The 24675-nt window shown below is 62.6% G+C and carries 26 protein-coding genes; 17 read left to right on the top strand and 9 right to left on the bottom strand.

The window, feature by feature from the left end; genetic code table 11:
• Position 1 precedes the first annotated feature (1 nt).
• The gene (locus tag DXY02_RS06295; protein WP_114988520.1) at positions 2–472 is read right to left on the bottom strand and encodes a CRR6 family NdhI maturation factor; all 471 of its coding nucleotides are present in this window, start codon (positions 470–472) and stop codon (positions 2–4) included.
• Positions 473–555: 83 nt separating this feature from the next.
• Between DXY02_RS06295 and psaM the strand changes: the two genes are divergently transcribed.
• The 3 genes from psaM to DXY02_RS06280 all read left to right on the top strand — a co-directional run bounded on the left by psaM (position 556) and on the right by DXY02_RS06280 (position 2122).
• A complete protein-coding gene (gene psaM / locus DXY02_RS06290; RefSeq protein ID WP_025362433.1) occupies positions 556–660 on the top strand; it encodes a photosystem I reaction center subunit XII in 105 nt (34 codons plus the stop codon).
• A gap of 139 nt (positions 661–799) precedes the next feature.
• Complete coding sequence (locus DXY02_RS06285) at positions 800–1102, top strand: hypothetical protein (protein WP_114988519.1); 303 nt, start codon at positions 800–802, stop codon at positions 1100–1102.
• A gap of 69 nt (positions 1103–1171) precedes the next feature.
• Complete coding sequence (locus tag DXY02_RS06280) at positions 1172–2122, top strand: protochlorophyllide reductase (RefSeq protein ID WP_114988637.1); 951 nt, start codon at positions 1172–1174, stop codon at positions 2120–2122.
• Positions 2123–2196: 74 nt separating this feature from the next.
• On the opposite strand, the gene bchL is transcribed toward DXY02_RS06280, so the two are convergent.
• From bchL to DXY02_RS06260, 4 genes are all read right to left on the bottom strand, one after another.
• The gene (bchL, locus tag DXY02_RS06275; protein WP_114988518.1) at positions 2197–3087 is read right to left on the bottom strand and encodes a ferredoxin:protochlorophyllide reductase (ATP-dependent) iron-sulfur ATP-binding protein; all 891 of its coding nucleotides are present in this window, start codon (positions 3085–3087) and stop codon (positions 2197–2199) included.
• Between the two features lie 149 nt (positions 3088–3236).
• A complete protein-coding gene (locus DXY02_RS06270) occupies positions 3237–4811 on the bottom strand; it encodes a ferredoxin:protochlorophyllide reductase (ATP-dependent) subunit B (RefSeq protein ID WP_114988517.1) in 1575 nt (524 codons plus the stop codon).
• Between the two features lie 4 nt (positions 4812–4815).
• Positions 4816–6093 (bottom strand): ferredoxin:protochlorophyllide reductase (ATP-dependent) subunit N, encoded by a 1278-nt coding sequence (locus tag DXY02_RS06265; protein ID WP_114988516.1) that lies wholly within the window; start codon positions 6091–6093, stop codon positions 4816–4818.
• A gap of 112 nt (positions 6094–6205) precedes the next feature.
• Positions 6206–6583, bottom strand: coding sequence for a hypothetical protein (locus tag DXY02_RS06260; protein WP_038556224.1), 378 nt, complete (start codon positions 6581–6583; stop codon positions 6206–6208).
• Positions 6584–6701: 118 nt separating this feature from the next.
• On the opposite strand from DXY02_RS06260, the gene DXY02_RS06255 reads away from it, so the two are divergent.
• Complete coding sequence (locus tag DXY02_RS06255; protein ID WP_114988515.1) at positions 6702–7487, top strand: BMC domain-containing protein; 786 nt, start codon at positions 6702–6704, stop codon at positions 7485–7487.
• Positions 7488–7506: 19 nt separating this feature from the next.
• Here the strand turns inward: DXY02_RS06255 and DXY02_RS06250 are convergent, their stop codons facing one another.
• Positions 7507–8088, bottom strand: coding sequence for a non-canonical purine NTP pyrophosphatase (locus DXY02_RS06250; RefSeq protein ID WP_114988514.1), 582 nt, complete (start codon positions 8086–8088; stop codon positions 7507–7509).
• A gap of 355 nt (positions 8089–8443) precedes the next feature.
• On the opposite strand from DXY02_RS06250, the gene DXY02_RS06245 reads away from it, so the two are divergent.
• From DXY02_RS06245 to cbbX, 13 genes are all read left to right on the top strand, one after another.
• The gene (locus tag DXY02_RS06245; protein WP_006169870.1) at positions 8444–8755 is read left to right on the top strand and encodes a BMC domain-containing protein; all 312 of its coding nucleotides are present in this window, start codon (positions 8444–8446) and stop codon (positions 8753–8755) included.
• Positions 8756–8827: 72 nt separating this feature from the next.
• A complete protein-coding gene (locus DXY02_RS06240; RefSeq protein WP_011363747.1) occupies positions 8828–10243 on the top strand; it encodes a form I ribulose bisphosphate carboxylase large subunit in 1416 nt (471 codons plus the stop codon).
• Between the two features lie 59 nt (positions 10244–10302).
• A complete protein-coding gene (locus DXY02_RS06235; RefSeq protein ID WP_006043651.1) occupies positions 10303–10644 on the top strand; it encodes a ribulose bisphosphate carboxylase small subunit in 342 nt (113 codons plus the stop codon).
• A 101-nt stretch (positions 10645–10745) separates the two neighbouring features.
• Positions 10746–13106, top strand: coding sequence for a CsoS2 family carboxysome shell protein (locus DXY02_RS06230; protein WP_114988513.1), 2361 nt, complete (start codon positions 10746–10748; stop codon positions 13104–13106).
• A 7-nt stretch (positions 13107–13113) separates the two neighbouring features.
• Complete coding sequence (locus tag DXY02_RS06225; RefSeq protein ID WP_114988512.1) at positions 13114–14859, top strand: carboxysome shell carbonic anhydrase; 1746 nt, start codon at positions 13114–13116, stop codon at positions 14857–14859.
• 2 nt (positions 14860–14861) lie between these two features.
• The gene (locus DXY02_RS06220) at positions 14862–15173 is read left to right on the top strand and encodes a carboxysome peptide A (RefSeq protein ID WP_006850911.1); all 312 of its coding nucleotides are present in this window, start codon (positions 14862–14864) and stop codon (positions 15171–15173) included.
• A complete protein-coding gene (locus DXY02_RS06215; protein ID WP_011363752.1) occupies positions 15173–15424 on the top strand; it encodes a carboxysome peptide B in 252 nt (83 codons plus the stop codon). The genes DXY02_RS06220 and DXY02_RS06215 overlap by 1 nt, the downstream gene beginning before the upstream one ends.
• Positions 15425–15477: 53 nt before the next feature.
• Entirely contained in the window at positions 15478–16014 is a 537-nt protein-coding gene (locus tag DXY02_RS13150) for a BMC domain-containing protein (protein ID WP_114988511.1), read from the top strand.
• Positions 16015–16125: 111 nt separating this feature from the next.
• The gene (locus tag DXY02_RS06205; RefSeq protein WP_114988510.1) at positions 16126–17970 is read left to right on the top strand and encodes an NAD(P)H-quinone oxidoreductase subunit F; all 1845 of its coding nucleotides are present in this window, start codon (positions 16126–16128) and stop codon (positions 17968–17970) included.
• Between the two features lie 10 nt (positions 17971–17980).
• Positions 17981–19471 carry an NADH-quinone oxidoreductase subunit M gene (locus DXY02_RS06200; protein ID WP_114988509.1) on the top strand — a complete coding sequence of 497 codons (1491 nt, stop codon included), beginning with the start codon at positions 17981–17983 and terminating at the stop codon, positions 19469–19471.
• Positions 19468–20607 (top strand): CO2 hydration protein, encoded by a 1140-nt coding sequence (locus tag DXY02_RS06195; RefSeq protein ID WP_114988508.1) that lies wholly within the window; start codon positions 19468–19470, stop codon positions 20605–20607. Before DXY02_RS06200 ends, DXY02_RS06195 begins: the two co-directional genes overlap by 4 nt.
• A 34-nt stretch (positions 20608–20641) precedes the next feature.
• Positions 20642–20893, top strand: coding sequence for a 4a-hydroxytetrahydrobiopterin dehydratase (locus tag DXY02_RS06190; RefSeq protein ID WP_114988507.1), 252 nt, complete (start codon positions 20642–20644; stop codon positions 20891–20893).
• Complete coding sequence (cbbX, locus tag DXY02_RS06185) at positions 20877–21782, top strand: CbbX protein (RefSeq protein WP_114988506.1); 906 nt, start codon at positions 20877–20879, stop codon at positions 21780–21782. Before DXY02_RS06190 ends, cbbX begins: the two co-directional genes overlap by 17 nt.
• On the opposite strand, the gene DXY02_RS06180 is transcribed toward cbbX, so the two are convergent.
• From DXY02_RS06180 to DXY02_RS06170, 3 genes are read right to left on the bottom strand one after another with little or no spacing between them, the layout of a single operon-like run.
• Entirely contained in the window at positions 21736–22962 is a 1227-nt protein-coding gene (locus tag DXY02_RS06180; RefSeq protein ID WP_114988505.1) for a chloride channel protein, read from the bottom strand. The genes cbbX and DXY02_RS06180 overlap by 47 nt on opposite strands.
• On the bottom strand, positions 22959–23198 hold the full coding sequence (locus DXY02_RS06175) for a 2Fe-2S iron-sulfur cluster-binding protein (protein ID WP_114988504.1): 240 nt from the start codon (positions 23196–23198) through the stop codon (positions 22959–22961). Before DXY02_RS06175 ends, DXY02_RS06180 begins: the two co-directional genes overlap by 4 nt.
• Entirely contained in the window at positions 23195–24664 is a 1470-nt protein-coding gene (locus DXY02_RS06170; protein ID WP_170951506.1) for a cobyric acid synthase, read from the bottom strand. The genes DXY02_RS06175 and DXY02_RS06170 overlap by 4 nt, the downstream gene beginning before the upstream one ends.
• Positions 24665–24675 lie beyond the last annotated feature (11 nt).

The raw sequence follows: 24675 nt of genomic DNA, 5'->3' as shown, positions 1-24675 counted from the left end.
GTCAGCCCAACAGGTTCCAAAATCCCGCATCCAGCTCGTAGCCCAGGGCTGCGGCCATCTGGGAGAGGTTGCCCCGCATCGGGCGTCCGAGCTCTCGCTGGCAGAGGTCGTCCAACAGCATCAATCGATGCGTTACCCAGAGTTCCAAGGCTTCCGGGTCAAAACGCAGCCCTTCGCTACGGCTGAAACTGTGGGGCACCACCAGGGCCACATGGCGAATAAGGCTGCCCTGGTCGCGTTCAAGCAAGAGCGGCAGCCAGGGGTAGCGTGCATCGGCCCGCAGGGCCCAGAGCCGAGGCTCGGGGCATTCCGGCAGTTCGCGTGGGTCATCCTGCGCCCGGGGCCAATCGAAACGAAGCTCGAGCACTGGCCCCTGGCTCAGTAGTGCATCCAGCGGCTGAGTGCTCCAGATCTCCAGCGGCCCTAGATCCAAGGCGCGGATAGCAGGGGCATCGATCAGAACCGGATCCATGGGCTGGTGTGACAGGCCTTTGCGAATGATGGCCTGCAGCCCTTCCCTCAGAGAAGAATGGGACCGTTTGATGCATGGCTCCCATGGAAACCGTTCTGTCTGCACCTGAGGTGTTCATTGCCCTCGTGGTGGCTGCCCATGCCGCTGTTCTGGCTCTGCGTCTCTCCATCAGCCTTTACGAGGCCTGATTTCAAAGGCAGCCCAGATCAACGGGCGTAGAGCTGGTCTTGGCACTGAGAACAGATTGCGTTACAAGCGGATGTTCTTGCTGATGCGGTGACCCCCAGTCAGGTTCAAAGATCAGCTCCCCGCACGGATGCAGCCAGCATGGCTGCGGCGATTCAGCGGCAGACCGACCAACAGGAACTGCAGTGCAGCCTTCTCGCCTTGGCGGCCAAGGCTGGGCTTGTTCTGTTGGGCGCTGTGAGCTTGATCCGTCTGTCCGTGGCCTATCAAGAACGCATGGATCGCCACAGTGAAATCGCGGCGGTCGTGTCGATTGAGTCGGCGAAATTGGAAACGCTGCAACATCGTTTTGATCGTCTGTTCAGCATCGGTGGAGAGAAGCGTCTGATCAGCGAGCAGGATCAGTGGATCGCCCCCAACCGTCTGCGCGTGATCTGGCGCTGAGATTCGTGACCAGCGGCGTTGGGATTGAGTGCTGACCGGCAGACTGGCAGCCTTCCTGGCCCTGTCTTGATGTCCACGCCCGGCACCGTTCTGATCACCGGCACCACCTCCGGTGTGGGCCTGAATGCCACCTGCGCCTTGGTGAAGCGGGGTTGGACGGTGATCACGGCGAACCGCAGCCCGCAGCGTGCCGCGGCGGCGGCGGATGAGCTGGATCTCCCGAAAGACCGGCTCAAGCACGTGCTGATGGATCTGGGTGATCTCGACAGTGTGCGTCGGGCGGTGGATGCCTTGCCCGAGCGATTGGATGCTGTGGTCTGCAATGCAGCCGTGTACAAGCCGAAACTGAAGCAGCCGGAGCGTTCGCCCCAGGGCTACGAAATCTCGATGGCCACCAACCATTTCGGCCATTTCCTGCTGGTTCAGCTGCTCTTGGGTCGGCTGAAGGCCTCCACTCATCCCTCCAAGCGGGTGGTGATCCTGGGCACCGTGACGGCGAACTCCAAGGAGCTGGGGGGCAAGATTCCGATCCCTGCGCCGGCAGATCTGGGGGACCTCTCTGGTTTTGAAGCCGGGTTCAAAGACCCCGTCACCATGGCTAGTGGCAAGCCGTTCAAGCCCGGCAAGGCCTACAAAGACAGCAAGCTCTGCAACATGATCACCACCCAGGAGCTGCATCGCCGTCTGCACGGGGACACGGGGATCACCTTCACGTCGCTCTACCCGGGCTGTGTGGCGGACACACCGTTGTTCCGCAACACCCCCAAGGCCTTCCAGACGATCTTCCCCTGGTTTCAGAAAAACATCACCGGCGGCTACGTCTCCCAGGCCCTGGCGGGGGAACGGGTGGCTGATGTGGTGGCCAATCCCGACTTCGCCGAATCCGGGGTGCACTGGAGCTGGGGCAACCGCCAGAAGAAGGATGGACAGCAGTTCAGCCAGGAACTCTCCGACAAGGCCACTGATTCAGAAACAGCCCGCCGGGTGTGGGAGCTGTCGATGAAACTCGTTGGCCTTTGAGCTGAGCTCATCACAACAAGGCCCCGGTTGCAGCGGCCAGGGCTTTGTTGATGGCTTTGTTGATCAAGTGAGGATCAATCGAATCCCAGCAGGTCGAAGATTTCGCGGTCTTTGAGGGATGTGGCCTCGAGCGGCTCCACCTTGTCGAGCATGTTCTGGGCCAGCCGCAGATATTCGTTCTGCACCGCTTGCACAGCCTCATCGGCATCATCCATTTCAAAGATGGTGCATTTCTTGAGTCGGGATCGCCGGATGGCATCCACATCCCTGAAATGGGCCATGGTGCGCAGGCCGGTGCGATCGTTGAACTTGTCAATCTGATCGGTGTCTGCCGAGCGGTTCGCAACAACGCCGCCAAGCCGCACCTTGTAGTTCTTGGCTTTTGCTTGAATCGCCTGAACGATGCGATTCATCGCGAAGATCGAATCGAAATCGTTGGCGGTCACAATCAGGCAATAGTTGGCGTGCTGAAGCGGGGCGGCGAAACCACCACACACCACATCGCCGAGCACATCGAAGATCACCACATCGGTGTCTTCCAGCAGATGGTGCTCCTTGAGCAGTTTCACGGTCTGCCCGGTCACGTATCCGCCGCAGCCCGTGCCCGCCGGTGGGCCGCCGCTCTCGACGCACTGCACCCCGTTGAAGCCGGTGAAGACGAAATCTTCAGGCCTCAGCTCTTCGCTGTGGAAGTCCACCTCTTCAAGGATGTCGATCACCGTCGGCACCATCTTGTGGGTAAGGGTGAAGGTGCTGTCGTGCTTGGGGTCGCAGCCGATTTGAAGCACCCGCTTGCCCAGCTTCGAGAAGGCGGCTGACAGGTTCGAGGAGGTGGTGGATTTGCCGATCCCGCCTTTGCCATAGACCGCGATCACCAGGGTTTCTTCCTGGATGTTCAGTGCCGGGTCCTGGTGGACCTGCACGCTGCCTTCACCGTCTGCCGGTCGCGTCAGGGTTGTGGTCATGCAGCGACCTGTGCAAGAGAAGTCGATTTCATTCAACAGCAGCAGATGTGCAGTGGTTGGTTTTCACCAAGAAATGAAAGATCTGGTTCTTGGTTGAGTTGCAATAGCAGAATTTCTTTCGATTAAATAAAAAAAATGAGTGCAAATGCTCATGCCTTGAAGTGGGCTTTTGCGTCATAAAGCGTTTCGCTGCTGATCTCTCTGCAGCCCACATCGCGCGCGTAAGCCTCCGTGTTGCGTCGCACCTTTCCCCGTACGAAGAAGGGGATCTTCTTCAGCTCGGCTTCTCCATCGGCCGTCCACTGCAGAGCGCCATCGCCCTCCCCTGGGATGTCACTCAAGCCGGAACTGTCGGCGGCGCCGGCACCACCGGCATGGCCCAGGTGGCTCTGATGGCCATCCACGAATTCGAAGTCGTGGCGGAACATGCCGATCAGGTGTTCCTCCAGGCCCATCATCAGCGGGTGCACCCAGTCGTCGAAGATCACGTTTGCTCCTTCCCAGCCCATCTGGGGGCTCATTCGGGCAGGAACGTCCTGCACATGCATGGGTGTGCTGATCACCGCGCAGGGAATCCCCAGCCGCTTGGCGCTGTGGCGCTCCATCTGGGTTCCCAGCACCAGTTCCGGTGCCGCTTCGGCCATGGCCGCTTCCACCGCCAGGTAGTCGTCACTGATCAGGGCCTCCAGGCCCAGGGCTTTGGCGGCGGCCCGCACGGGCCGGGCCATCTCCCGGCTGTAGGTGCCCAGCCCCACCACCGTGAAACCCAGTTCCTCGCTGCAGATCCGGGCTGCGGCGAGGGCGTGACTGCCGTCGCCAAAGATGAACACCCGCTTGCCTGTGAGGTACGTGGAGTCCACGGATTCCGAATACCAGGGCAGGCGTGAGCGCCGGTAGCCCTCGTCGGGGGCGGGGGGCTCCATCCCCAGCATTTCGTGTACTTCGACGAGGAAATCGTGGGTGGCGCCCACGCCAATCGGCACCGTTCGGCTGAAGGGCATGCCGAAATTGCGCTCCAGCCAGCTGCAGCTGGATTCCGCCACCTCTGGATAAAGGCAGACGTTGAGATCGGCATCGGGGATCCGCTGCAGATCCTCCACGCCTGCCCCGAGGGGCGCCACCACACCTACATCGATGCCGTGCAGGGTGAGCAGTTTCTGCACCTCCAGTACGTCGTCGCGGCAGCGGAAGCCCAGCAGGGATGGACCCAACAGGTTCACCCGGGGCCGGCGGCCCTGGTGTTGCCATGCCCTGGGGTCGTGCTGGCTGTTGGCTGGCGCCTGCTCCTTCAGCAGGTTGCGCACCAGTTGGTAGAAGGTTTCCGCGGCTCCCCAGTTCTCTTTTTTGCTGTAGGCCGGCAGCTCCAGACTCACCACCGGCATGGTGAGCTCCATGCCCTGGGCCAGGGCACCGGGCTGATCCTGAATCAACTCCGCGGTGCAGCTTTCCCCCACCAGCAGGGCATCGGGTTGGAAGCGATCCACCGCTTCACGCACATGCCGTTTCACCAGTTCGGCGGTGTCCCCGCCGAGATCCCGGGCCTGAAAGGTGGTGTAGGTGACGGGCGGACGCTGTCCGCGCCGCTCAATCATCGTGAACAGCAGATCGGCATAGGTGTCCCCCTGGGGGGCATGGAGCACGTAATGAACGCCGCGCATGGAGGCGGCAATGCGCATGGCCCCCACATGAGGTGGCCCTTCGTAGGTCCAGAGCGTGAGTTGCATGGGATCAGGCGTGCACGGTTGGGTCGGGGCTGCTGGGGTGGAGGCCAGGTCGAATCAGTTGCCGGCGACGCAACGGCCGCGAAAACAGTTCCGCCAGGTCGCCGGCCTGGTCGATGCCGTGGATCGGGCTGAACACCAGTTCGATCGACCATTTGGTGGCGATGCCTTCGGCCTCCAGCGGATTGGCCAGGCCCATCCCGCACACCACCAGGTCGGGCTGGCTGGCGCGAACCCGGTCCAGTTGCTGCTCCACGTGTTGCCCCTCCATCACCGGGACGTCATCGGGGAGCAAGGCCAGCTCGGCAGCCATCTGTTCGCGGTTCAGATAAGGCGTGCCCACCTCCACCAGTTCCATGCCGCATTCCCGTTGCAGAAACCGGGCCAGGGGCAGTTCCAGCTGGGATTCGGGAAGCAGGAAGATCCGCTTGCCCTCCAGCACGGCGCGATGGCGGGCCAAGGCGCTCTGGGCGCGCTCCATCAACGGGTCGAGCACAGCAGCAACCCGTTCATCAGGCAGATGAAAGGCAGCAGCAGCAGCCTCCATCCAGCGGCGACTCCCCTCGGCCCCCAACGGGAAGGGGGCCGTGAGCACTGTGGCGCCGCGGTCGCTGAGCAGGCGCGCAGTTTCCGTGAGAAAGGGTTGGGTCAGCAGCACCGTGGTTCCAGCTCCCACGGCGGGCAGGTCAGTCGATTGCCGGGGCGGAAGGCTGCGAATCGTCTCGATGCCCATCCGCTGGAACAGGTGCATCTGCCGGTCTTCCACTGCATCAGCGAGGGTTCCCACCAGCAGCAACTGACGCTCATCGCTGGCGGGGAGCAGGGGAACGAGGGCTGCCAGTGCCCCGTCTTCTCCCTGGGTGAACGTGGTTTCAATGCCGCTGCCGGAGTAGTTCACCACCCGCACCCGGCCTGTCAGTTCTTCGTTGAGCCGTTCGGCGGCCCGGGCCAAATCCAGCTTGATCACTTCGCTGGGGCAGGACCCCACCAGAAACAGCGTGCGGATTTCGGGGCGGCGTTGCAGCAGTTCCCTGCAGACCCGGTCGAGTTCGTCGTGGGCATCGGCGAGGCCAGCCAGATCCCGCTCGCTGAGAATGGCTGTGCCGAAACGGGGTTCGGCAAAAATCATCACCCCTGCGGCGCTCTGGATCAGATGGGCGCAGGTGCGTGATCCCACCACAAGAAAAAAGGCATCGGGCATGCGCCGATGCAGCCACACAATCGAGGTGAGGCCGCAGAACACTTCGCGCGGCCCCGACTCCTTTAGCAGCGTTGGCCCGGCCATCGGCCGCTCCCTTGATGATCAACCTCTCCAAGTTGCGAAGAAATCCGCTGAGGAGTGGAAAGGTCGCTCAAACTCTTTGGGATCGCCTAAGCCAGGCAGGCCCTGCCGCAGCTCAAAGGCGGCGACGGAATCCGTCGTAACGATCTGAGCGATCGCTCTCCTCTGCTTTGCTCAAGCGCCAGACGTTGCGGCTGACTCGGCGGGCAACGAGGCCACCGCGTTCCACCCGTTCCGTTCCGGGGCGGGCCCCCAGCAGCATGCTCACCTCCGCGGTGGTGAGTGGAGCACCGGTTTCGATGGCCAATGACGTCAGTTCCAGCCGTTGACGCAGCTGGCGCAGACGCTCACTGTCTGCGTTTCCTGATGCCTCCAGCCAGGGCAGATCCACCTGGCCGTCCTGAGCAAGCCGTTGCATCAGGCCGAAGCTCACCATCCCGAGGGCTTGATCAGCGTTGAGATCCACTGGCTTCAAAGAAGACTGCTCAGTCATTGCAAGATCTCTAGAGGGGTTCTCCGGACGGTATCGGCTGTTTTTCAAGGCGCAAGACCGCAGGCTCTAACTCTTTATTGGCCCGTTTCAGCTGAATTCGTCCGGTACACTCCCCGCCATGACCCGTTTTGCCAGCTTCGATGCTCGGGAGCGGCGACGCGGCGGTAGTGCTCTCGTCACCGGCACTGAGGTGACCCCCCAGCAAGGGGGGGCGAGCTGTGTTGTGACAACGGATTCGGAGTCGCCTCGACTGTTGCGGCAGAACAGCCATGTTCAGTCGATCGAACTGCGCACCCACGTCTTCATCGACTCGCTCCAGCCGCAACTGGCGGCCTACATGGGTTCTGTGAGCCAGGGCTTTCTGCCCATCCCTGGAGATGCCTGCCTCTGGATGGAGGTGTCACCGGGCATGGCGGTGCATCGGGTGACGGACATCGCCCTGAAGGCAAGCAACGTCCGTCTCGGCCAGATGGTGGTGGAGCGGGCGTTCGGCTCGATGGCCCTCTATCACCGCGACCAGAGCACGGTGCTCCATTCCGGAGATGTGGTGTTGGAAGCGATCGGGAGCACCATCGATCAGCGTTCTCCAGCCGATGTGAGCTGGACGGAAGTGATCCGGGCGATCACCCCCGACCATGCCGTGCTGATCAACCGGCAGAACCGACGCGGCTCAATGATCGAAGCCGGGATGAGCATGTTCATCCTGGAGACGGAGCCGGCCGGATACGTGTTGATCGCTGCCAACGAAGCGGAAAAAGCCTCCAACATCACCTTGGTGGACGTGAAAGCGGTGGGTGCCTTCGGACGTCTCACCCTGGCGGGACGGGAAGGTGATGTGGAGGAAGCGGCCGCGGCGGCGATGCGCGCCATCGACCACATCAACAGCAACGCAAGGCTGAGCTGAGCGCTCAGGCCAGCTCGGATCAGCTCAGGTCCAGCAGCTCACGCAGCTGTGGAGCAAGAGCGCGCGCGGCCTTGCCGCGGCTGCCCAGGCGGCTGAGCTGAGCTGCATTCAGTTCGCCGTAGCTGCAACGGGCTTCCCGCACCCAAAGCAAGGATTCGAATCCGCCGCCGGCGTAGGCCGGGGCACTCAGGAGTTCGCCCCAGCAGATTCCCTCCGCCGCGGCACGACAGTTGCCGGAGGGATCACACAACACCATCGTGCTGCGAAAACAGGCACTCCGATAAGGAGATCCCATCAGTTCCTCCAGGATTCGCTGCACCTTGGCGTCGTTTCCCTCGGCGTAGCGGGCGGAATACAGACCCGGTGCCCCTTGAAGCGCATCCACCTCAAGCCCTGAATCGTCAGCCAGGGCCCAGCAGCCGGTGCGAAGGGCGGCAGCGCTGGCTTTCAGCTCAGCGTTTTCGCGGTAGGTGCTCCCCGTCTCTTCAACGTCCAGATCGGCAGGTTGACGCTGCACGTCCAGAGGAAGAGGTCCCAGCATGGCCTCGATTTCGGCAACCTTGATCGGGTTGCCCGTGGCGATGGTGAGCTGAAGCTCCAAGGAGGGCCAACAAAGGGGGCCTCCATTGTGCGGGCTGGTTGGGGCTAGGGACTAACAATCTCTGGATTCGACCCAGCGACACCCATTTGGGTTGAACATTCCACCCCGCAGCAAGGCTTTGGGAAGGTGACGCAACGTGAACCTATGGAGCTTCACCACTGCCGACAACGACTTGTGGGGATGTGATCACATGAACTACCACAGCAGACCGGAACAGTGAGGCACAGGGTGATAAGCCTGGCTTATTTGGTTCACTATGGACAGTGATCGGGAAAGTCGTCCAAATCGCTTGACGGGAAGGGTTCTGGCGAAGCAATGTCCCCAGCGAACATTCCACCCCTTCTCCCGGTAGGCAATGGCTAACGAAACCATGGGCATCGCCCTCGGCATGATCGAGACACGCGGTCTGGTCCCCGCCATCGAGGCAGCTGATGCCATGACCAAGGCTGCCGAAGTGCGCCTGATCGGTCGTGAGTTCGTCGGCGGCGGCTACGTCACCGTTCTGGTTCGCGGCGAAACTGGCGCTGTCAACGCTGCTGTGCGCGCTGGTGCTGACGCTTGCGAGCGCGTCGGTGACGGCCTGGTCGCCGCTCACATCATTGCCCGCCCCCACCGCGAAGTGGAGCCTGCTCTGGGCAACGGCAACTTCCTTGGTCAGAAGGACTGAGATCTTCCGCTGAGCCTCTCAACGAGGCACGCGAACGTCTCAACCTCTTCACCGACCTAACGGAGTTTTCCCATGAGCAAGAAGTACGACGCTGGGGTCAAGGAGTACAGGGATACCTACTGGACTCCTGATTACGTCCCCCTCGACACCGACCTGCTGGCCTGCTTCAAGTGCACCGGCCAAGAAGGTGTGCCCAAGGAAGAAGTTGCCGCTGCTGTGGCTGCTGAATCCTCCACCGGCACCTGGTCCACTGTTTGGTCCGAGCTCCTCACCGATCTCGACTTCTACAAGGGCCGTTGCTACCGCATCGAAGACGTCCCTGGTGACAAGGAGTCTTTCTATGCCTTCATCGCCTACCCCCTTGACCTGTTCGAAGAGGGTTCCATCACCAACGTTCTGACCTCCCTGGTCGGCAACGTGTTTGGTTTCAAGGCTCTGCGCCACCTACGTCTGGAAGACATCCGCTTCCCGATGGCGTTCATCAAGAGCTGCTACGGCCCGCCGAACGGCATCCAGGTCGAGCGCGACCGGATGAACAAGTATGGCCGTCCTCTGCTGGGTTGCACCATCAAGCCGAAGCTCGGCCTGAGCGGTAAGAACTACGGCCGTGTTGTCTATGAGTGCCTGCGTGGCGGTCTGGACTTCACCAAGGACGACGAGAACATCAACTCCCAGCCCTTCCAGCGTTGGCAGAACCGCTTCGAATTCGTTGCGGAAGCTATCAAGCTGTCCGAGCAGGAGACCGGCGAGCGCAAAGGTCACTACCTCAACGTGACCGCCAACACTCCCGAGGAGATGTACGAGCGCGCTGAGTTCGCCAAGGAACTCGGCATGCCGATCATCATGCACGACTTCATCACCGGTGGCTTCACGGCCAACACCGGTCTGTCGAAGTGGTGCCGCAAGAACGGCATGTTGCTGCACATCCACCGCGCCATGCACGCGGTGATCGACCGTCACCCCAAGCACGGCATCCACTTCCGCGTTCTCGCCAAGTGTCTGCGTCTGTCCGGTGGTGACCAGCTCCACACCGGCACCGTGGTCGGCAAGCTGGAAGGTGATCGTCAGACCACCCTCGGCTACATCGACCAGCTGCGCGAATCTTTCGTGCCCGAAGACCGCAGCCGCGGCAACTTCTTCGATCAGGACTGGGGTTCCATGCCTGGCGTGTTCGCCGTTGCTTCCGGCGGTATCCACGTGTGGCACATGCCAGCCCTGGTCACCATCTTCGGCGACGACTCCGTTCTTCAGTTCGGTGGTGGTACCCACGGTCACCCCTGGGGCTCCGCTGCAGGTGCTGCTGCCAACCGTGTGGCCCTCGAGGCCTGCGTCAAGGCACGCAATGCCGGCCGTCATCTCGAGAAAGAGAGCCGCGACATCCTCACGGAAGCCGCGAAGCACAGCCCTGAGCTGGCCATCGCCCTCGAGACCTGGAAGGAGATCAAGTTCGAGTTCGACACCGTCGACAAGCTCGACGTCCAGAACTGATCGTCTCAACGGCCGGTTGATGCAACCGGCCACCCCTTTTTCTTACACCCAGGATCCCCATGCCTTTCCAGAGCACCGTGGGTGACTATCAAACAGTCGCCACCCTGGAGACCTTCGGCTTCCTCCCGCCGATGACCCAGGACGAGATCTACGACCAGATCGCCTACATCATTGCCCAGGGTTGGAGCCCGCTCGTCGAGCACGTCCACCCCAGCAACTCCATGGCCACCTACTGGTCGTATTGGAAGCTCCCCTTCTTCGGTGAGAAGGATCTGAACGTTGTTGTCAGTGAGCTCGAGGCTTGCCACCGCGCATACCCCGACCACCACGTGCGCATCGTCGGTTACGACGCCTACACCCAGAGCCAGGGTGCCTGCTTCGTGGTCTTCGAAGGACGCTGATCCTTCGAACCCTTGGTTCCGAGCCCTGACCTGATCAGGGCTCCAGCTTTTTCCGGGGGGGCAAGTGCCCTTCCACATCACGACGACATCCTCGGGCGGACATGGCAAGACTCTCCAGTCGCGAACTCGCACTTGAACGCCGCAAGGCGCTGACCACTTCCGGTAAGAAGTCCTCGGTAGCGGCTGGTGATGGCGCCAACCGTGTTCGCACCGTTGCTGATGCCCGTCCCACCCGCACCAACGCGGCCGCAGCTGCTGAGCCTGCCTCTGCACCTGCCACCCCCGCTGCTGTAGCTCCGCAGCAGACCACCTCCTTCACAGCTGCTCCCGCAAACCGCAGCTCCCAGGTCAAGCCCCATCGCGATCCCAGCCGCGAGCTGGTGCTCGCTCGTCGTGATGCCCTGTCCCGCCGCGGTAAGACCGCCGACACCAGCCGCGATCGCAACCGCGCTGATGTTGCCCGTCAAACCAAGGCAGCCGCTCCTGCTGCTGCACCCGCTGAAACCACCATGAGCTGTGGTTGCGGTGGCAAGCGTGCCGCTGAAAAGGCTTCTCTAATTGCACCGGCTCCCAAGTTGTCTGCCCGCACAGAGCGCCGTTCGGCCACTCCCAAGCGTCGTGCCATCGAGAACCCCAGCCGCGCGCTTGTGCTGGCCCGTCGTGAAGCCATGTCGAAGCACGGCAAAACCGCTGGCAAGCAACCCACCAGTGCAGCAGCCGTTGCCCGTCAGGCCAACCCTGACCTCACCAGCCGTGAGCTCGCACAACAGGTGCGTGAGCTGCGCACCAAGGCCGGTGCCCGTAACAAGCAAAGCGCTGGTGTGACCCGCCCCACCGGTCCCAACCGCCACGGCGCCAAGCAAGCCGCCGCCGCTGATGCCCACTGGAAGGTGGGTGAAAGCACCACGACCGGTGGCCAGACCGTGACCGGCACCCAGGCCAACCGCTCTGTGAAAACCACCGGTAACGAGGCCAGCACCTGCCGTTCGATTACCGGTACCGAGTACCTGGGCGCCGAAGTCTTCCAGACCTTCTGTCAGACCGCTCCCGCTGCCACCACCCCGGCCAAGGTGCGCATCACGGCCACCAGCCACGGCAACCGCGTCACCGGCAATGAAGTTGGCCGTTCCGAAAAGGTCACCGGCGATGAGCCCGGCACCTGCAAGAGCGTGACCGGCACCGAGTACATCTCCGCTAATCAGTCTGCTGCCTACTGCGGTGGTGGCGTGACCTCCCCGCGCAAGGTGGGCCACAGCCTCACGGAACAGGGGCGCCCCGTGAGTGGCGTGATGGTGGGTCGCTCCGCCAGCGTTACCGGTGATGAAGCAGGTGCCAACCGCAGCCTCACCGGCGATCAGTACCTCGGTTCAGATCCTCTGCCCGAAGGTCGCCCTGCCGCCAAGGTGGGTCTCTCCGGAACCCTCTCCGGCACTGGCGTGACGGGCACCATGGTCGGCCGTTCCTCTCAGGTGACCGGCGATGAGTTCGGCTCCTGCCACCGCGTGACGGGTGATCAGTACGTGAGTGCTGAGCAGGTGAATGCGTTCTGTGGCGGCAAGCCCGAGCCCGAGGCCGCCAAGGTTGGCTTCAGCATCACCAACCGCAACCAGGTGGTGAGCGGCACCCGTACGGGCCGTTCGGAGAACGTCACTGGCGACGAGCCCGGCAGCTGCCAGGCCGTCACCGGCACCCCCTATGCAGGTCTTGAGCAAGCCGGCCAGCACTGCGGCACTCCTGCAGTTCAGGCCATCCGTGAGCGTACGCCTGTGCGTGTCGGCACCCCTTCTGCTGCCATGACCGGCATCCAACCCGGTGTGGGTGGTGTGATGACTGGCGACAAGCGTGGTGCATGCGAAGCAGTCACCGGCACCCCTTACGTTGGTGCTGATCAGCTGGCCGCTGCCTGCGGCGCTGACGCTCCTGCCGGCACCGACACCCACGGCCAAGCTCCTGAGGGTGCTGCCTGGACCCGCTTCAGCGTGGTGTCTCCCGCCCGTGCTGCCCAGCAGCAACGTGAGGCCGCCTCTGGTGTGACGGGTACCTCCTATGAGCAGGGAAATCGCATCACCGGCCCTTTTGACATGGCTGGCGGCAAGGTGACCGGTACCGAGCAGTTCCGCTTCGACAACCGCGAGTTCCAGAACCGTCAGCAGCGCCAGTTCCAGCCCACCGTGGCTGTGGTCAGCGAGCCTTCTGAGAAGCCTGCATCCCGGGTAACCGGCGAGGGCTCCTCCACCAAGATCACTGGTGATGACTGGGATCGTGGTGAGCATGTGACCGGTACTGAGGGTGCTTCGGCCCGCCGTCGTAACCCCAGCCGTCCTGGCCCGATGAGTGCCATGTCTCCCTTCGAGCGCAAGCGGAACGAGGAGAACGAATGGCCTGTGAGCCGCGTGACCGGTTCCAGTGGCAACACCGAGAAGGGTTCCCTTATCACCGTCTCCGGCGGCGCACGGGGCTGATTCATTGATGGTTCGCTCCAAGCCTCTCCGTGGCGGGCGACCTCAGGCCCCCTCGGCACCCACCCGACGTCAGCTTCAACAGCTGGCCACAACCTCTGATTCCGTTCAGACCTCGTCTGACGTGGAGTCCTCCACCCGCAAGGCCGCTCTGGATCGGCGCCGTGCCCTCACCACCGCGGGCAAGGCCGCTCAACTAGGCGGCGCTCCAGTCAGTGGTGGTCGGATTCGTTCCAGCAAGGACGTTCAGCTTCCCGCACCCGCTCAGCCAGGCTGGGTCCGCCGTGAGAAGGCTGCCACCCGGGCGGTTCCTATTAATCTGAGTCGCAGCTCTCTGCCGATCACCCACCGGCGCCATCCGTTGACGGATGCAGCGGCCAATGCCCGTCTTCAGGCCTATGAGCAGGAGATCAAGGGCCGCTTTGATCGGATCGTTCCCCTGCTTCAGCAGGTTTCAGCGCTTCAGCACGAAACTGATTTCATTCCCCAGGCCCAGCGGTTGTGCCGGTCCCAACTCGGCTTTGATCTGCCGGATCACATCCTGCAGCGGGCCTGGGTTCGCCCCCTCGACATGCGCGCCCTGTTCGCATGGTGTGTTTTCGAAAGCCACCGGCTGTTCAGTGACCGCTTCTTCCAGGACGATCCCCTGGATGCAAGTACGGGCAGTGCTGCCTCACGGGAGTTCGAACAGTTCCTGCTCGACTGTGGGATCCATCTGCTCGACCTGACGCCCTGTGCCGATGGTCGGTTGGCTCACACCGTGGCCTATGCCATGCGCATTCCCTTCAGCGCTGTGCGTCGCCGTTCCCACGCTGGCGCCATGTTCGACGTGGAGAACACGGTGAACCGCTGGGTCAAAACCGAGCACCGTCGCTACCGCGAAGGTTCACCCAATCCCTCCACGGAACCGACCCGTTACCTGAAGGTGGTGACCTACCACTTCAGTTCCCTCGATCCCTCCCATCAGGGCTGCGCTGCCCATGGCAGCAATGACGAACTGGCGGCAGCGGCCGGTCATCAACGCCTGCTCGATTTCCGTGAGTCGGTGGAAAACAGCTTCTGTTGCGGTGCCTCCGTTGATCTTCTGCTGATTGGCCTCGACACCGACACCGATGCGATCCGGGTGCATCCCCCAAGCCGTGACAGCGAAATGGTGCTCGACCGTTGGCTCTGCGCCAGGGAACTGCATGCCGCCACGGCATCGATGAGTGCCGATCAAGCAATGGCACAGATTGCTGAAGCTGTTGAGAGCTCTGCTCCTGGCCCCATGGATGCCGGGATGGTGTCGTTCCTGACCCGTTTGCTCGCCAATAACTTCTCCCAGATCGACTACGTGCAGGATCTTCACGGGGGCACGTACCCGGATGCCGGGCACGCAGAGCGTTTCATTGGCGTTGGCATCGGTTTCAAAGAGGTGCATCTGCGCAACCTCACGTATTTCGCTCACCTCGACACCGTCGAGGAGGGTGCCCCTGATCTCGATGTGGGCGTGAAAATTTTCAAGGGTCTGAATGTGTCCCGGGATCTGCCGATTCCGGTTGTAGTGCGTTTCGACTATTCCGGCCGCGTGCCGGGTGCTCGGGAACGGGCCATCGCTGATTGCCAACGGGTGAACCAGGCCATCGCCGATCGCTACGCAGCTCTCGTTGATGAGGGTCTGCTCCACACTTGTCTCACCATTCGCGACCGCAACCAGACGGCTCCGGCCGAGGTCGTCGGTTCCACGCTCGACCCGCAACTTCCGGAGGCTCACTGATCATGCTCATCGTCAAGGTCGTCAAGCCGCTCGTTTCCACCAACCGGATTCCCGATTTCGAGCACAAACACCTCCAGGTGGTTCTGGATGGCAGCACCAAGAAGGTGGCCGTTGATGCGGTGGGTGCGAAACCTGGAGACTGGGTGATCTGCGTCAGCAGCTCGGCCGCCCGTGAAGCCGCCGGCAGCAAGTCGTATCCCAGTGACCTCACGATCGTGGGGATCATTGACCACTGGGAACCCGACCCCCCGAAGACCTCCGCCCCCTCTCCATCCCCCAGCCCCAGCAAACCCGCGGGAGGCAAGGCCAGCTGATGGAGATCATGCAGGTGATGGGAACGCTGGTCTGCTCCTACCGGGTTGCCGGTCTGGATCACATGCACCTGCGCATTCTCAAGAACAACAAGGGCAAGAAGCTGGTGGCTGTTGATCCCGTGGGTGCCCGTGAGGGCAACTGGGTGTTCACCGCCAGCGGTTCGGCTGCCCGGCATGCCTGCCCTGACAACACCGTTCTCACCGATCTCACCATCGGTGGCATCATCGATTTCTGGAATCCGGACGGATAGGGATCCTTCACTGCCCTCCGCCGTTTCCGTTCCGCTTCCACACCTACCAATCCATGGCCACTCCTTCCCCCACCCCCCGTCGTCGCACCACCCGCAGCACCGCCGCGGCGAACAAGACTGTGGACGTGAAGCCTGTGGCCAGCACTCCTGCTCCCGCGTCGACTCCCGCCAAGGCAGCTCCTGCTTCAACCACCCGTCGCGCGTCCACCACAACGCGTCGCAGCAGCGCTTCCAACACCGGATCCGGAGGCGGCTCAGCCGTGACCAAGCCCGCTGCCACCCCTTCCCCCATCGTTCCCGGTGTGGCACTGGGCATGATCGAAACCCGCGGCATGGTTCCTGCCATTGAGGCAGCCGATGCGATGACCAAGGCTGCTGAGGTGAGCCTGATCTGCCGTGAGTACGTGGGTGGTGGCTACGTCACGGTGATGGTGCGTGGCGAAACCGGTGCAGTGAATGCCGCTGTGCGTGCCGGTGCCGATGCCTGCGAGCGCGTGGGCGACGGTCTTGTCGCAGCTCACATCATTGCCCGTCCTCATAAAGAGGTGGAGCCGGTGTTGGCCGGCAGTGGTGCAGCTCGCCGCAGCTGACTGCATAAAAGCCTCCTCACAGCCGTTCACAAAGAGCCCTTTTGCTCCTGACCGGCTCCTAGATTCGCCGGCCAACCAGCGACCAGCTCGATCACCATCCCGCTCGCCGTTTTGACCCCGGAGCTTTCGCTTCCCATCCAGACCGCCTGGTTGATCCCGCTCTATGGGTTCATCGGGATGCTGGTTTCTCTCCCTTGGGCCTGTGGCTGGTTCCGCCGAGATGCCCATCGACCGGCGGCCTACCTCAACATTCTTCTCACCCTGCTGGCCTTCGCCCACGGAAGCCTGATCCTGCAGGAGGTGTACCAATCAGGGCCGGTGGATCTGGCCTTCCCCTGGCTCAGCGTGGCTGATCTGGAGCTGAACATCAGCTTCAGCCTGTCGCTCACCAACCTGGTGGCCCTGGAACTGATCACGGGCCTCAGCTTGCTGTCGCAGGTGTATTCCCTGGGCTACATGGACAAGGAATGGGCGTTGGCCCGCTTCTTTGCGCTGCTCGGTTTTTTCGAGGGTGCGATGAGTGGTGTCGTGCTCAGCGACTCCCTGTTCCAGAGCTATTTCCTGCTGGAGATGCTGACGCTCTCCACCTATTTATTGGTGGGTTTCTGGTACGCCCAACCCCTGGTGGTCACAGCAGCCCGGGATGCCTTCCTCACCAAGCGCGTTGGTGATGTGCTGCTGCTGATGGGTGTGGTGGCGCTCTGCAGCTATTCCGGGGTGATGGGGTTCAACGACCTCTACGCCTGGGCTGCTCAAGACACCCTCTCTCCCTTGGCGGCAACGCTGTTGGGTTTGGGCCTGGTTGCAGGCCCAACGGGCAAATGCGCCCAGTTCCCCATGCACCTCTGGCTGGACGAAGCCATGGAGGGTCCGAACCCTGCTTCGATTCTGCGGAACTCGGTGGTGGTGACCTGCGGCGCCATCGTGCTGCTGAAGGTGATGCCCATCCTTCAGCTCTCTCCCATCGCCATCGGCGTAATGCTCGTGATCGGCAGCATCAGTGCGATCGGTGGCTCTTTGGTGGCCCTGGCTCAGGTGGACATCAAACGCACGCTGTCGTATTCCACAACGGCCCACATGGGTCTTGTCTTCATTGCCATTGCGCTGCAGATCCCTGTTCTGGCCTTGTTGCTGCTGTTCACCCATGCCGTGTCCAAGGCGCTGCTGTCGATGAGCATTGGCGGCGTGATTGCCTCCACCAACTGTCAGGACATCACCGAGCTGGGGGGATTGGGCAGTCGCATGCCGGCTACCACCACGGCGTTTCTGGTGGGTGGTGCTGGTCTCGTGGGATTCCTGCCCCTGGGTGGCTTCCTGGCCCTGGCCCAATCGATTGAGCTGCTGAGCGTACGCTCGGTGCCGTTCATGGCGGTGTTTCTTCTCACCAACGCACTCACCGCCATGGGTCTGGTGCGGGTGTTCCGCCATGTGTTCATGGGAGATTCCCTGATCAAGTCCCGCCGGGCTGCCGAGGTGAACTGGCAGATGGCGTTCCCGATGGTGGCGCTCACCGTGATCGTGCTGATCACCCCGCTGCTGCTGGTGCGTCTTGAATCCCTTGATGGTTTGTTGGCCTTTCCCCTCTGGGCAGCAGCTCTGGTGGTGGGAAGCGGCCTGCTGGGCCTGCTGGCTGGTGCCGTTCTTCCCCTGAGCAAGGCCTGGTCCCGCTCGCTGAATCCTGTGCTGCGCTGGTGGCAGGACCTGCTGGCCTACGACTTCTACACCGAGCGCTTTTATCGCCTCACCATCGTCAACGTGGTGGCTGGCTTCTCTCGCCTGGCCTCCTGGTTCGACCGAAATGTGGTGGATGGTCTTCTCAATGGAGTGGCTCGCTTCTCCCTGGCCAGTGCCGACAGCCTCAAGCTCAGCGTCAGCGGCCAGAGCCAGTCGTACGTGCTGACGGTGCTCCTGGCCATCGTTCTTTTCCTCACCGCGGTGAGCTGGTTCCTCACCTGATCGCCCCGAGATGCTTCTTTCCCTCCTGCTTCTGATTCCCTTCCTCGGGGCTCTGGCTCTGATCCTCTGGCCGGGATCCCCGTCCAGTGCACGTCTGCGCGATGTATCCATCGTGCTGCTGGTGGTGCAGTGTCTGGCGAGCTTCGCCCTGCTGCTGCCCTTCGATGCCGCCGACGCAGGTTTGCAGTTGGTGGAACAGGCCCGCTGGGTGCATGCCATCGGCCTGGATTACGCCTTGGCGCTGGACGGTCTGTCGTTGCCGCTGGTGTTGATGAATGGGGTGCTCTGCTTGGTGGCGGCCATCGCGTCGCGAACGATCGAAAACCGCCCCCGGGTCTACTTCGCCCTGTTGCTGGTGATTTCCGGAGCGGTGAATGGTGCCTTTCTGGCCCAGAACCTTCTGCTCTTCTTCCTGTTCTACGAACTGGAACTCATACCCCTCTGGATGCTGATCGCTGTATGGGGTGGTGCCAACCGGGCCTACGCCGCCACGAAGTTTCTGATCGTCACCGCCGTCTCAGGCGTGCTGATCCTGGGTGCCTTCCTTGGCATTGCTCTGGTCACCGGAACCATGGACTTCAGTCTCCGGCCGATCCTTGCCGGTGAACTGGGCATGACCGCCCAGCTGCTGCTGATGGGTGCTCTGTTGATCGGCTTCGGCATCAAGATCCCACTCTTCCCCTTCCACACCTGGCTTCCGGATGCCCACACCGAGGCCTCCACACCGGTGTCGGTTCTTCTGGCAGGTGTGCTGCTCAAGCTGGGCACCTATGGCCTGCTGCGTTTCTGCCTTGGCTTGTTCCCCGACGCCTGGCAGGTGGCTGCTCCCTGGCTGGCCGGCTGGGCTGCGATCTCAGTGCTCTACGGATCCCTTGCGGCGATTGCCCAGACCGATATGAAGCGCATGGTGGCCTACAGCTCGGTGGGCCACATGGGCTACGTGCTGCTGGCCGCCGCCGCCGCAACGCCGCTCGGGTTGATGGGGGCCCTGTTCCAGATGGTGAGCCACGGCCTGATCTCTGGCGTGCTGTTCCTTGTTGTGGGTGTCGTTTATGCCCAGACCGGCACCCGCGACCTCAACGTGTTGCGTGGCCTGCTCAACCCCCAGCGCGGCCTGCCTCTCACTGGATCTCTGATGATCATCGGGGTGATGGCCAGTGCCGGAATCCCCGGCATGGCCGGCTTCATTTCCGAATTCCTGATCTTCCGCGGGAGCCTGCAGCCCTTCCCCCTGGCCACGCTGCTTTCCATGGTGGGATCAGGACTGACGGCGGTGTATTTCCTGCTGTTGGTGAACCGCGCCTTCTTCGGTCGCCTGGCGATCGCCCCCGGCGAGGTGGTGAATCCCCGTATCCTCAACCGCGTGGCGCTGCGGGAGCAGGCCCCGGCCATTGCCCTCAGCCTCGGTGTGCTGGTGCTTGGCCTTGCTCCGGAGCTGCTGTCGAACCTCAGTGAGGCTGCTACCACGGGCCTCAGCCTGATCACTGGAGATCTGTCATGACCCCGACATCCGCATCCCCCGTTCAACCTCCGGTGCTTCCTGATCAGGAGGAGTTGATCCGTCGTTTGCTCAGCAACACGCCGCTGCTCAAGGACACCCCCGACCATCTGCTGCAGGTGGTGAATGTGCTCGAGAGCTATGGGCTTGTTCTCGATGCATACAGCAAGAACCTGGTGGATCAGGGCGAGCAGCAGATGCTCAATCCTTTTCCGGTGTTCCGCTTTTTCCACGAGGGGTTCAACTTCAAGCGCCTCTGGACCCATCTGATGGGGGATCGCATCAACTTCGAGTACGCCGAGTACTGCCAGAAGGCGATGTTCTGGCATGGCACCGGCGGGCTGGATGCCTACCTCGACACGCCCGAATTCGCCGAGGCCTGCCAGCGGATCATCAAGCGCAAGTCGGCGCGGGACCCTCTGCTCGCCCTCAACAACCGCCTCTATCCCGATTTCGCCCCCGAGGCCATCCGTTCGCTCACCACGATCTACTGCCTCGGTCTGTTCTGGCGGGTGATGAGCGACATCTTTGTCGACCTGGCCCGCCGCTATGCGATTAAGGAAGTCACCTGCGTCAACGATGTGGTGCATCACATCCGTGATGGCTTGGTGGCGGCGGCGGGAAGCCCGATTGAATACAAGGTGACGATCGGTGGCGAAGAGATCTGGGTCCTCCCCCCCGATGCGGGTCTCACGTTCCTCGTGGATGTAGCGGTGCCCTACGTGGAGGCTGTTTTCTTCCGCGGCATGCCCTTCCTTGGAACGGTGTCGTACAACGCCCAAGCCCGTCAGATTTCTCCGGACATCAGTGACTTCAAGTACGGCGCTCTTTATGCCGATCCGATTCCGAGCATGGGTGCGGGCATTCCCCCCAGCCTCTGCATGCAGGATATGTATCGCCACCTGCCCGAGGAACTGAGCCTCTGGTACGACGACAACGGTCGTGGCCAAACGGACGTGCACGTCCAGATCTGCGTCAGCTTCCAGAAGTCGATGTTCTGCGTCACCAATGCCGCCATCGCCGGCACGATGCCGCATCCGCTGGACACCGAGGATCCCGAGCAGCAGGCCGCCAATCAGGCCTACGCCGAGGCCTGGTCAGGGCGCTTGATGGGCTGCCAGCGGGTGGCGCTCCTCTAGGTTTTCAGCAGGTTCAGGCTGAACGGGGACTCTGATGAATCAGTGGCAGGAGCGGAAACGACCCGTATGCCTCGAGTGTCGTTTTGAGTTTGAGAGCTACGACGCCACCAGGGATTTTCTCGACAAGCTCGGCGACCACAGCGAGGCGACCCAGCGCTTTCCCGACATCAGCTTTGGGCGCACCTACGTGAACATCACGATCCGGCCGGAGGATGACGGCCCTGAGGCCCAGCTGAGCGACGCCGATCTCGCCTTTGCCGCAGAGATCGATGACCTCCTCAGTTGATCTGGCTTCGGCCTACGCCGATTCCGGTGTGGCCGAGGTGTTGGACCAACTGGACCGTGAACTGATCGGCCTGGCGCCGGTGAAGACGCGGATCCGAGAGATTGCTGCTCTGCTGCTGGTTGATCAGGCGCGGCAGCAACTGGAGCTGCCCAGCACGGCGCCCAGTTTGCACATGTCGTTCACCGGCCATCCCGGAACAGGCAAGACCACCGTGGCGCAGCGGATGTCGCAAATCCTGCATCGCCTGGGTTACCTGCGCAAAGGCCACGTGGTGACGGCCACCCGCGACGATCTCGTGGGTCAGTACGTGGGTCACACCGCCCCAAAAACCAAGGAGATGCTCAAGCGTGCCCAGGGTGGCGTGCTGTTCATCGATGAGGCCTATTACCTCTACAAGCCAGACAACGAACGCGATTACGGCGCCGAAGCGATTGAGATTCTCCTGCAGGAGATGGAGAGCCGGCGCAGCGAAGTTGTGGTGATCTTTGCGGGTTACAGAGATCGGATGGAGACCTTCTACAGCTCCAATCCAGGCCTCTCCTCAAGGGTGGCGCACCACCTCGATTTCCCCGACTACAGCGACGACGAGCTGATGGCGATTGCAGGCCTGCTGCTCGAGGCCCAGCACTACCAGTTCAGTGCCGAGGCCGAGACAGCATTTTCCGACTACGTCTCGCGCCGGCGTCAGCTGCCTTTCTTCGCCAATGCGCGCTCGGTTCGCAATGCCTTGGACCGGGCCCGTCTGCGCCAGGCCAACCGGTTGTTTTCGCGGATGGGAGAAGCCCTCACCAAGCAGGATCTCACCACGATTGAGGAGGCCGACATTCGGGCCAGCCGTGTGTTCAAGGGCGAAGTGGAGGGCCACCACCCCGCTCAGCACGGCGCCTGATCAGCTGCGCCATGCCGAGGCCCACCAGCAGGCCGGCTGTGCCGTGACCCTGTAGGAGGGCAACTCCGAGTACCAGAACCGCCAAGGGTGCAGGAAGCACGCAGCGGTACAACGCACCTGTGAGAGCGCCGCACCAGCTGCCCAGGCTGCCCAGATCGGGTAGCAGCAGGTGTAGTCCCATCCCAAGTGCGCAGGCCACCAGGAACAAGGGGAAGAACACCCCTCCGCGCCAGCCTGTTTCCAGGCAAAGGCCGAGCATCAGCAGTTTCACGATCGACGAGAGGAGCAGAACCCAGGCCTCACTTGAGTTCTGGCCTTCCAGCAGGGGCCGCAGCTGCTCTTCCCCGGCGAAGGGAACCAACGGCAACCAGTGCATGCAGGCCCCCAACAGCAGGCCGGTCAGCAGCGGGCACCAGGGCCATCGGGCCAGAAGTTGGCGCTGGTCCAGCCAGCCTCGCCACTGCAGAAACAACAAACCCAGGCCGCAACCGATGAGTCCCCCCAGCAGGCCTGCGCTGAGGCTGCCGAGATCTTCCCCCAGATTGCTGGGCCAGATGTAGGGAAGCCGTTGCAGCGATCCACCACTGGCGGTTCCCATGCCATTGAAGGCAGCAAACCCGGCAACACCGCCGAGGCTGCCGGGCAACCAGTGGTCGAGGAAGGCCTGCTTGCGGTTTTTTGGGTGAGTGACCTCGCCAACCACAGCACCACCAAGCAGTGGAGCTCCGAAAAAGGCGAGGCTGCCTGCCACTGTTGCTTCCTGCAGCTTCTGGTCACGACCACGCCAGATCCGTTGACTGACCAGGGCGGCCATGCGGCTCATCAGGGCCTCAGGCCCGATGCAACCTCCCCCAACCTGGGCCAGCGCCGCGCCGAGAAGGCCGCGAGCTTCATCGCGTTTTGGCGCCTGGTCTGGATCACGCAGATCACTCAGGGTGTCCCGCAGCTCCGGTAGCAATGTTGTGGGGCCGGGACGATGCAGCAGCGAGAGGATCATGCCGCTGCCGCCGCAGATCAGCAGCGACCAGCCCAGGGGAAGGCTGCGATCCAAGCCCTCGAGCACCGGATCTCCCCAGAGCCGCTGGCTTAAGCCGCCGATCCAACCCATCACCAGAGCCACACCGGCGCCGCTTAGGGCGCCGGTGAGCAGGGCCATCAGGCTGAGGCGGAGGCGAGTCACCAGTGCGGGTCGGTGGCGAATTCAACGCTGAGTTGCGTTGATTTCGACGCCGGAACGGTGCTGATGCAGGCGCGCACCGTCTTGCCGTTCACGTCGATCTCGCAGGCCCCGCAGCTGCCCCCCAGGCAACCGGTGGGAATGCTGATGCCCGCCCCACTGGCGGCCACCAACCAGTCCTGGCCGATGGTTTCGTGGGTGATGCGCCCATCGGGCCAGCGCACAGGAATCGACGTCATGGCTGGAGCAATGGAGCAAGGTTCACATGTTGCTCGAAGGCATCGGCAAGGCGATCGAGCAACAGATCACGATGGGTGCTGTGGTTCTTGGGATCGTTGGCCAGCGGTTGCAATCCCCGTTGCTCGCGAAGCCGGTTGAGCCAGGCCCGTCGCCAGGGGCCGTTGTCGAGCAAGCCGTGCAGGTAGGTGCCCACCACGCTCGAACCCTTTGGCCCGGGAGCCCACCACCCCAAACCAGGGTCGCTGCTCAGGGGCTGAAGACCGGGATCTGGGGTGGTGGTGCCGTAGTGCAGTTCAAAACCGTTCAGCGGTGTTTCCATGGGCCAGAGGCCATCGATGCTGCGTTGGCTCAGCCGTTTCGTGCCGCTGAAGGTGGTTTCCAGGGGCAGGAGGCCCAGGCCGCTCTGGGGTCCCCGCTGATCGGTGCCCTCCAGTCCCTCCGGATCGTTCAACGTTTTGCCCAGCATCTGCATGCCGCCGCAGATGCCTAGGACGGATCCCCCAGCCTGGGCGTAGCCCCTGAGTTGATCGGCCAGTCCACAGCTGTTCAACGCTTCGAGATCCCGCAGCGTCTGTTTGCTTCCCGGAAGAATCACGGCATCCGGCTCACCCAGGGGTTCCCCGGGTTGAATCCAGCGAAGCTTCAGGCTGGCTTCAGCTTCGAGCGGATCGAGATCGGAGAAGTTGCTCAAGGAGGGCAGCCGCAGCACAGCGATCTCCAGATCGGTGGCCCCGCGGGTGGGTTTGCGTTCCAGCAGATCGAGGGAATCTTCGGGTGGAAACAGCTCGTTGAGCCAGGGCATCACCCCCAGCACCGGTACCCCGGTGTTGGCTTCCAGCCATTGGCGACCCTCATCAAACAGCTCCCGACGGCCGCGGAAGCGGTTGATCAGGATGCCTTTGATCAGCGGGCGCTCCACCGGGCGCAGCAAAGCGAGCGTCCCAACGATCTGGGCGAAGACACCGCCGCGCTCAATGTCGGCCACCAGCAGGCAGTTGGCCCTCAGGTACTGGGCCAGGCGCAGGTTGGTGAGGTCGCGGCGCTGCAGGTTCACTTCCACCGGGCTTCCCGCCCCCTCCAGCACCAGCCGGCCTTGGGGCCATTGCTGCTGGAGCTGCATCAGCCCGCTGCGGATCGCCTGCCAACCGGGGCGGAACCAGTCGCGGTAGTAGTGCTCGGCGCGGGCGATCCCCACGCTCTGGCCCCCATGGATCACCTCACTGGTGCTGTCTCCCCGGGGTTTCAGCAACACGGGGTTCATGGCGCAGCAGGGCTCAAGGCCCGCCGCCCAGGCCTGCATGGCCTGGGAGTAGGCCATCTCCCCGCCATCGGCATCTACCCAGGCGTTGTTGCTCATGTTCTGGCCCTTGAAAGGCAACGCCTGTTCCCCACGGCGTTGGAGCACCCGGCACAGCGCCGCCGTCATCAGCGATTTGCCGGCACCGCTGGAGGTGCCCAGCACCATCAGGGGTCGCG

The sequence above is a fragment of the Synechococcus sp. N19 genome (genome assembly GCF_900474045.1).
Lineage (GTDB): Bacteria > Cyanobacteriota > Cyanobacteriia > PCC-6307 > Cyanobiaceae > Parasynechococcus.
Note: the sequence above shows the minus strand (reverse complement) of the source record. Positions and strands in the feature narration are given on the sequence as shown.

Coding starts and splice junctions, on each gene's coding strand:
- DXY02_RS06295 (WP_114988520.1), bottom strand. CDS start 472: ATGGATCCGGTTCTGATCGATGCCCCTGCTATCCGCGCCTTGGATCTA.
- psaM (WP_025362433.1), top strand. CDS start 556: ATGGAAACCGTTCTGTCTGCACCTGAGGTGTTCATTGCCCTCGTGGTG.
- DXY02_RS06285 (WP_114988519.1), top strand. CDS start 800: ATGGCTGCGGCGATTCAGCGGCAGACCGACCAACAGGAACTGCAGTGC.
- DXY02_RS06280 (WP_114988637.1), top strand. CDS start 1,172: ATGTCCACGCCCGGCACCGTTCTGATCACCGGCACCACCTCCGGTGTG.
- bchL (WP_114988518.1), bottom strand. CDS start 3,087: ATGACCACAACCCTGACGCGACCGGCAGACGGTGAAGGCAGCGTGCAG.
- DXY02_RS06270 (WP_114988517.1), bottom strand. CDS start 4,811: ATGCAACTCACGCTCTGGACCTACGAAGGGCCACCTCATGTGGGGGCC.
- DXY02_RS06265 (WP_114988516.1), bottom strand. CDS start 6,093: ATGGCCGGGCCAACGCTGCTAAAGGAGTCGGGGCCGCGCGAAGTGTTC.
- DXY02_RS06260 (WP_038556224.1), bottom strand. CDS start 6,583: ATGACTGAGCAGTCTTCTTTGAAGCCAGTGGATCTCAACGCTGATCAA.
- DXY02_RS06255 (WP_114988515.1), top strand. CDS start 6,702: ATGACCCGTTTTGCCAGCTTCGATGCTCGGGAGCGGCGACGCGGCGGT.
- DXY02_RS06245 (WP_006169870.1), top strand. CDS start 8,444: ATGGCTAACGAAACCATGGGCATCGCCCTCGGCATGATCGAGACACGC.
- DXY02_RS06240 (WP_011363747.1), top strand. CDS start 8,828: ATGAGCAAGAAGTACGACGCTGGGGTCAAGGAGTACAGGGATACCTAC.
- DXY02_RS06235 (WP_006043651.1), top strand. CDS start 10,303: ATGCCTTTCCAGAGCACCGTGGGTGACTATCAAACAGTCGCCACCCTG.
- DXY02_RS06230 (WP_114988513.1), top strand. CDS start 10,746: ATGGCAAGACTCTCCAGTCGCGAACTCGCACTTGAACGCCGCAAGGCG.
- DXY02_RS06225 (WP_114988512.1), top strand. CDS start 13,114: ATGGTTCGCTCCAAGCCTCTCCGTGGCGGGCGACCTCAGGCCCCCTCG.
- DXY02_RS06220 (WP_006850911.1), top strand. CDS start 14,862: ATGCTCATCGTCAAGGTCGTCAAGCCGCTCGTTTCCACCAACCGGATT.
- DXY02_RS06215 (WP_011363752.1), top strand. CDS start 15,173: ATGGAGATCATGCAGGTGATGGGAACGCTGGTCTGCTCCTACCGGGTT.
- DXY02_RS13150 (WP_114988511.1), top strand. CDS start 15,478: ATGGCCACTCCTTCCCCCACCCCCCGTCGTCGCACCACCCGCAGCACC.
- DXY02_RS06200 (WP_114988509.1), top strand. CDS start 17,981: ATGCTTCTTTCCCTCCTGCTTCTGATTCCCTTCCTCGGGGCTCTGGCT.
- DXY02_RS06195 (WP_114988508.1), top strand. CDS start 19,468: ATGACCCCGACATCCGCATCCCCCGTTCAACCTCCGGTGCTTCCTGAT.
- DXY02_RS06190 (WP_114988507.1), top strand. CDS start 20,642: ATGAATCAGTGGCAGGAGCGGAAACGACCCGTATGCCTCGAGTGTCGT.
- cbbX (WP_114988506.1), top strand. CDS start 20,877: ATGACCTCCTCAGTTGATCTGGCTTCGGCCTACGCCGATTCCGGTGTG.
- DXY02_RS06175 (WP_114988504.1), bottom strand. CDS start 23,198: ATGACGTCGATTCCTGTGCGCTGGCCCGATGGGCGCATCACCCACGAA.
- DXY02_RS06170 (WP_170951506.1), bottom strand. CDS start 24,664: ATGGTGCTGGGCACCTCCAGCGGTGCCGGCAAATCGCTGATGACGGCG.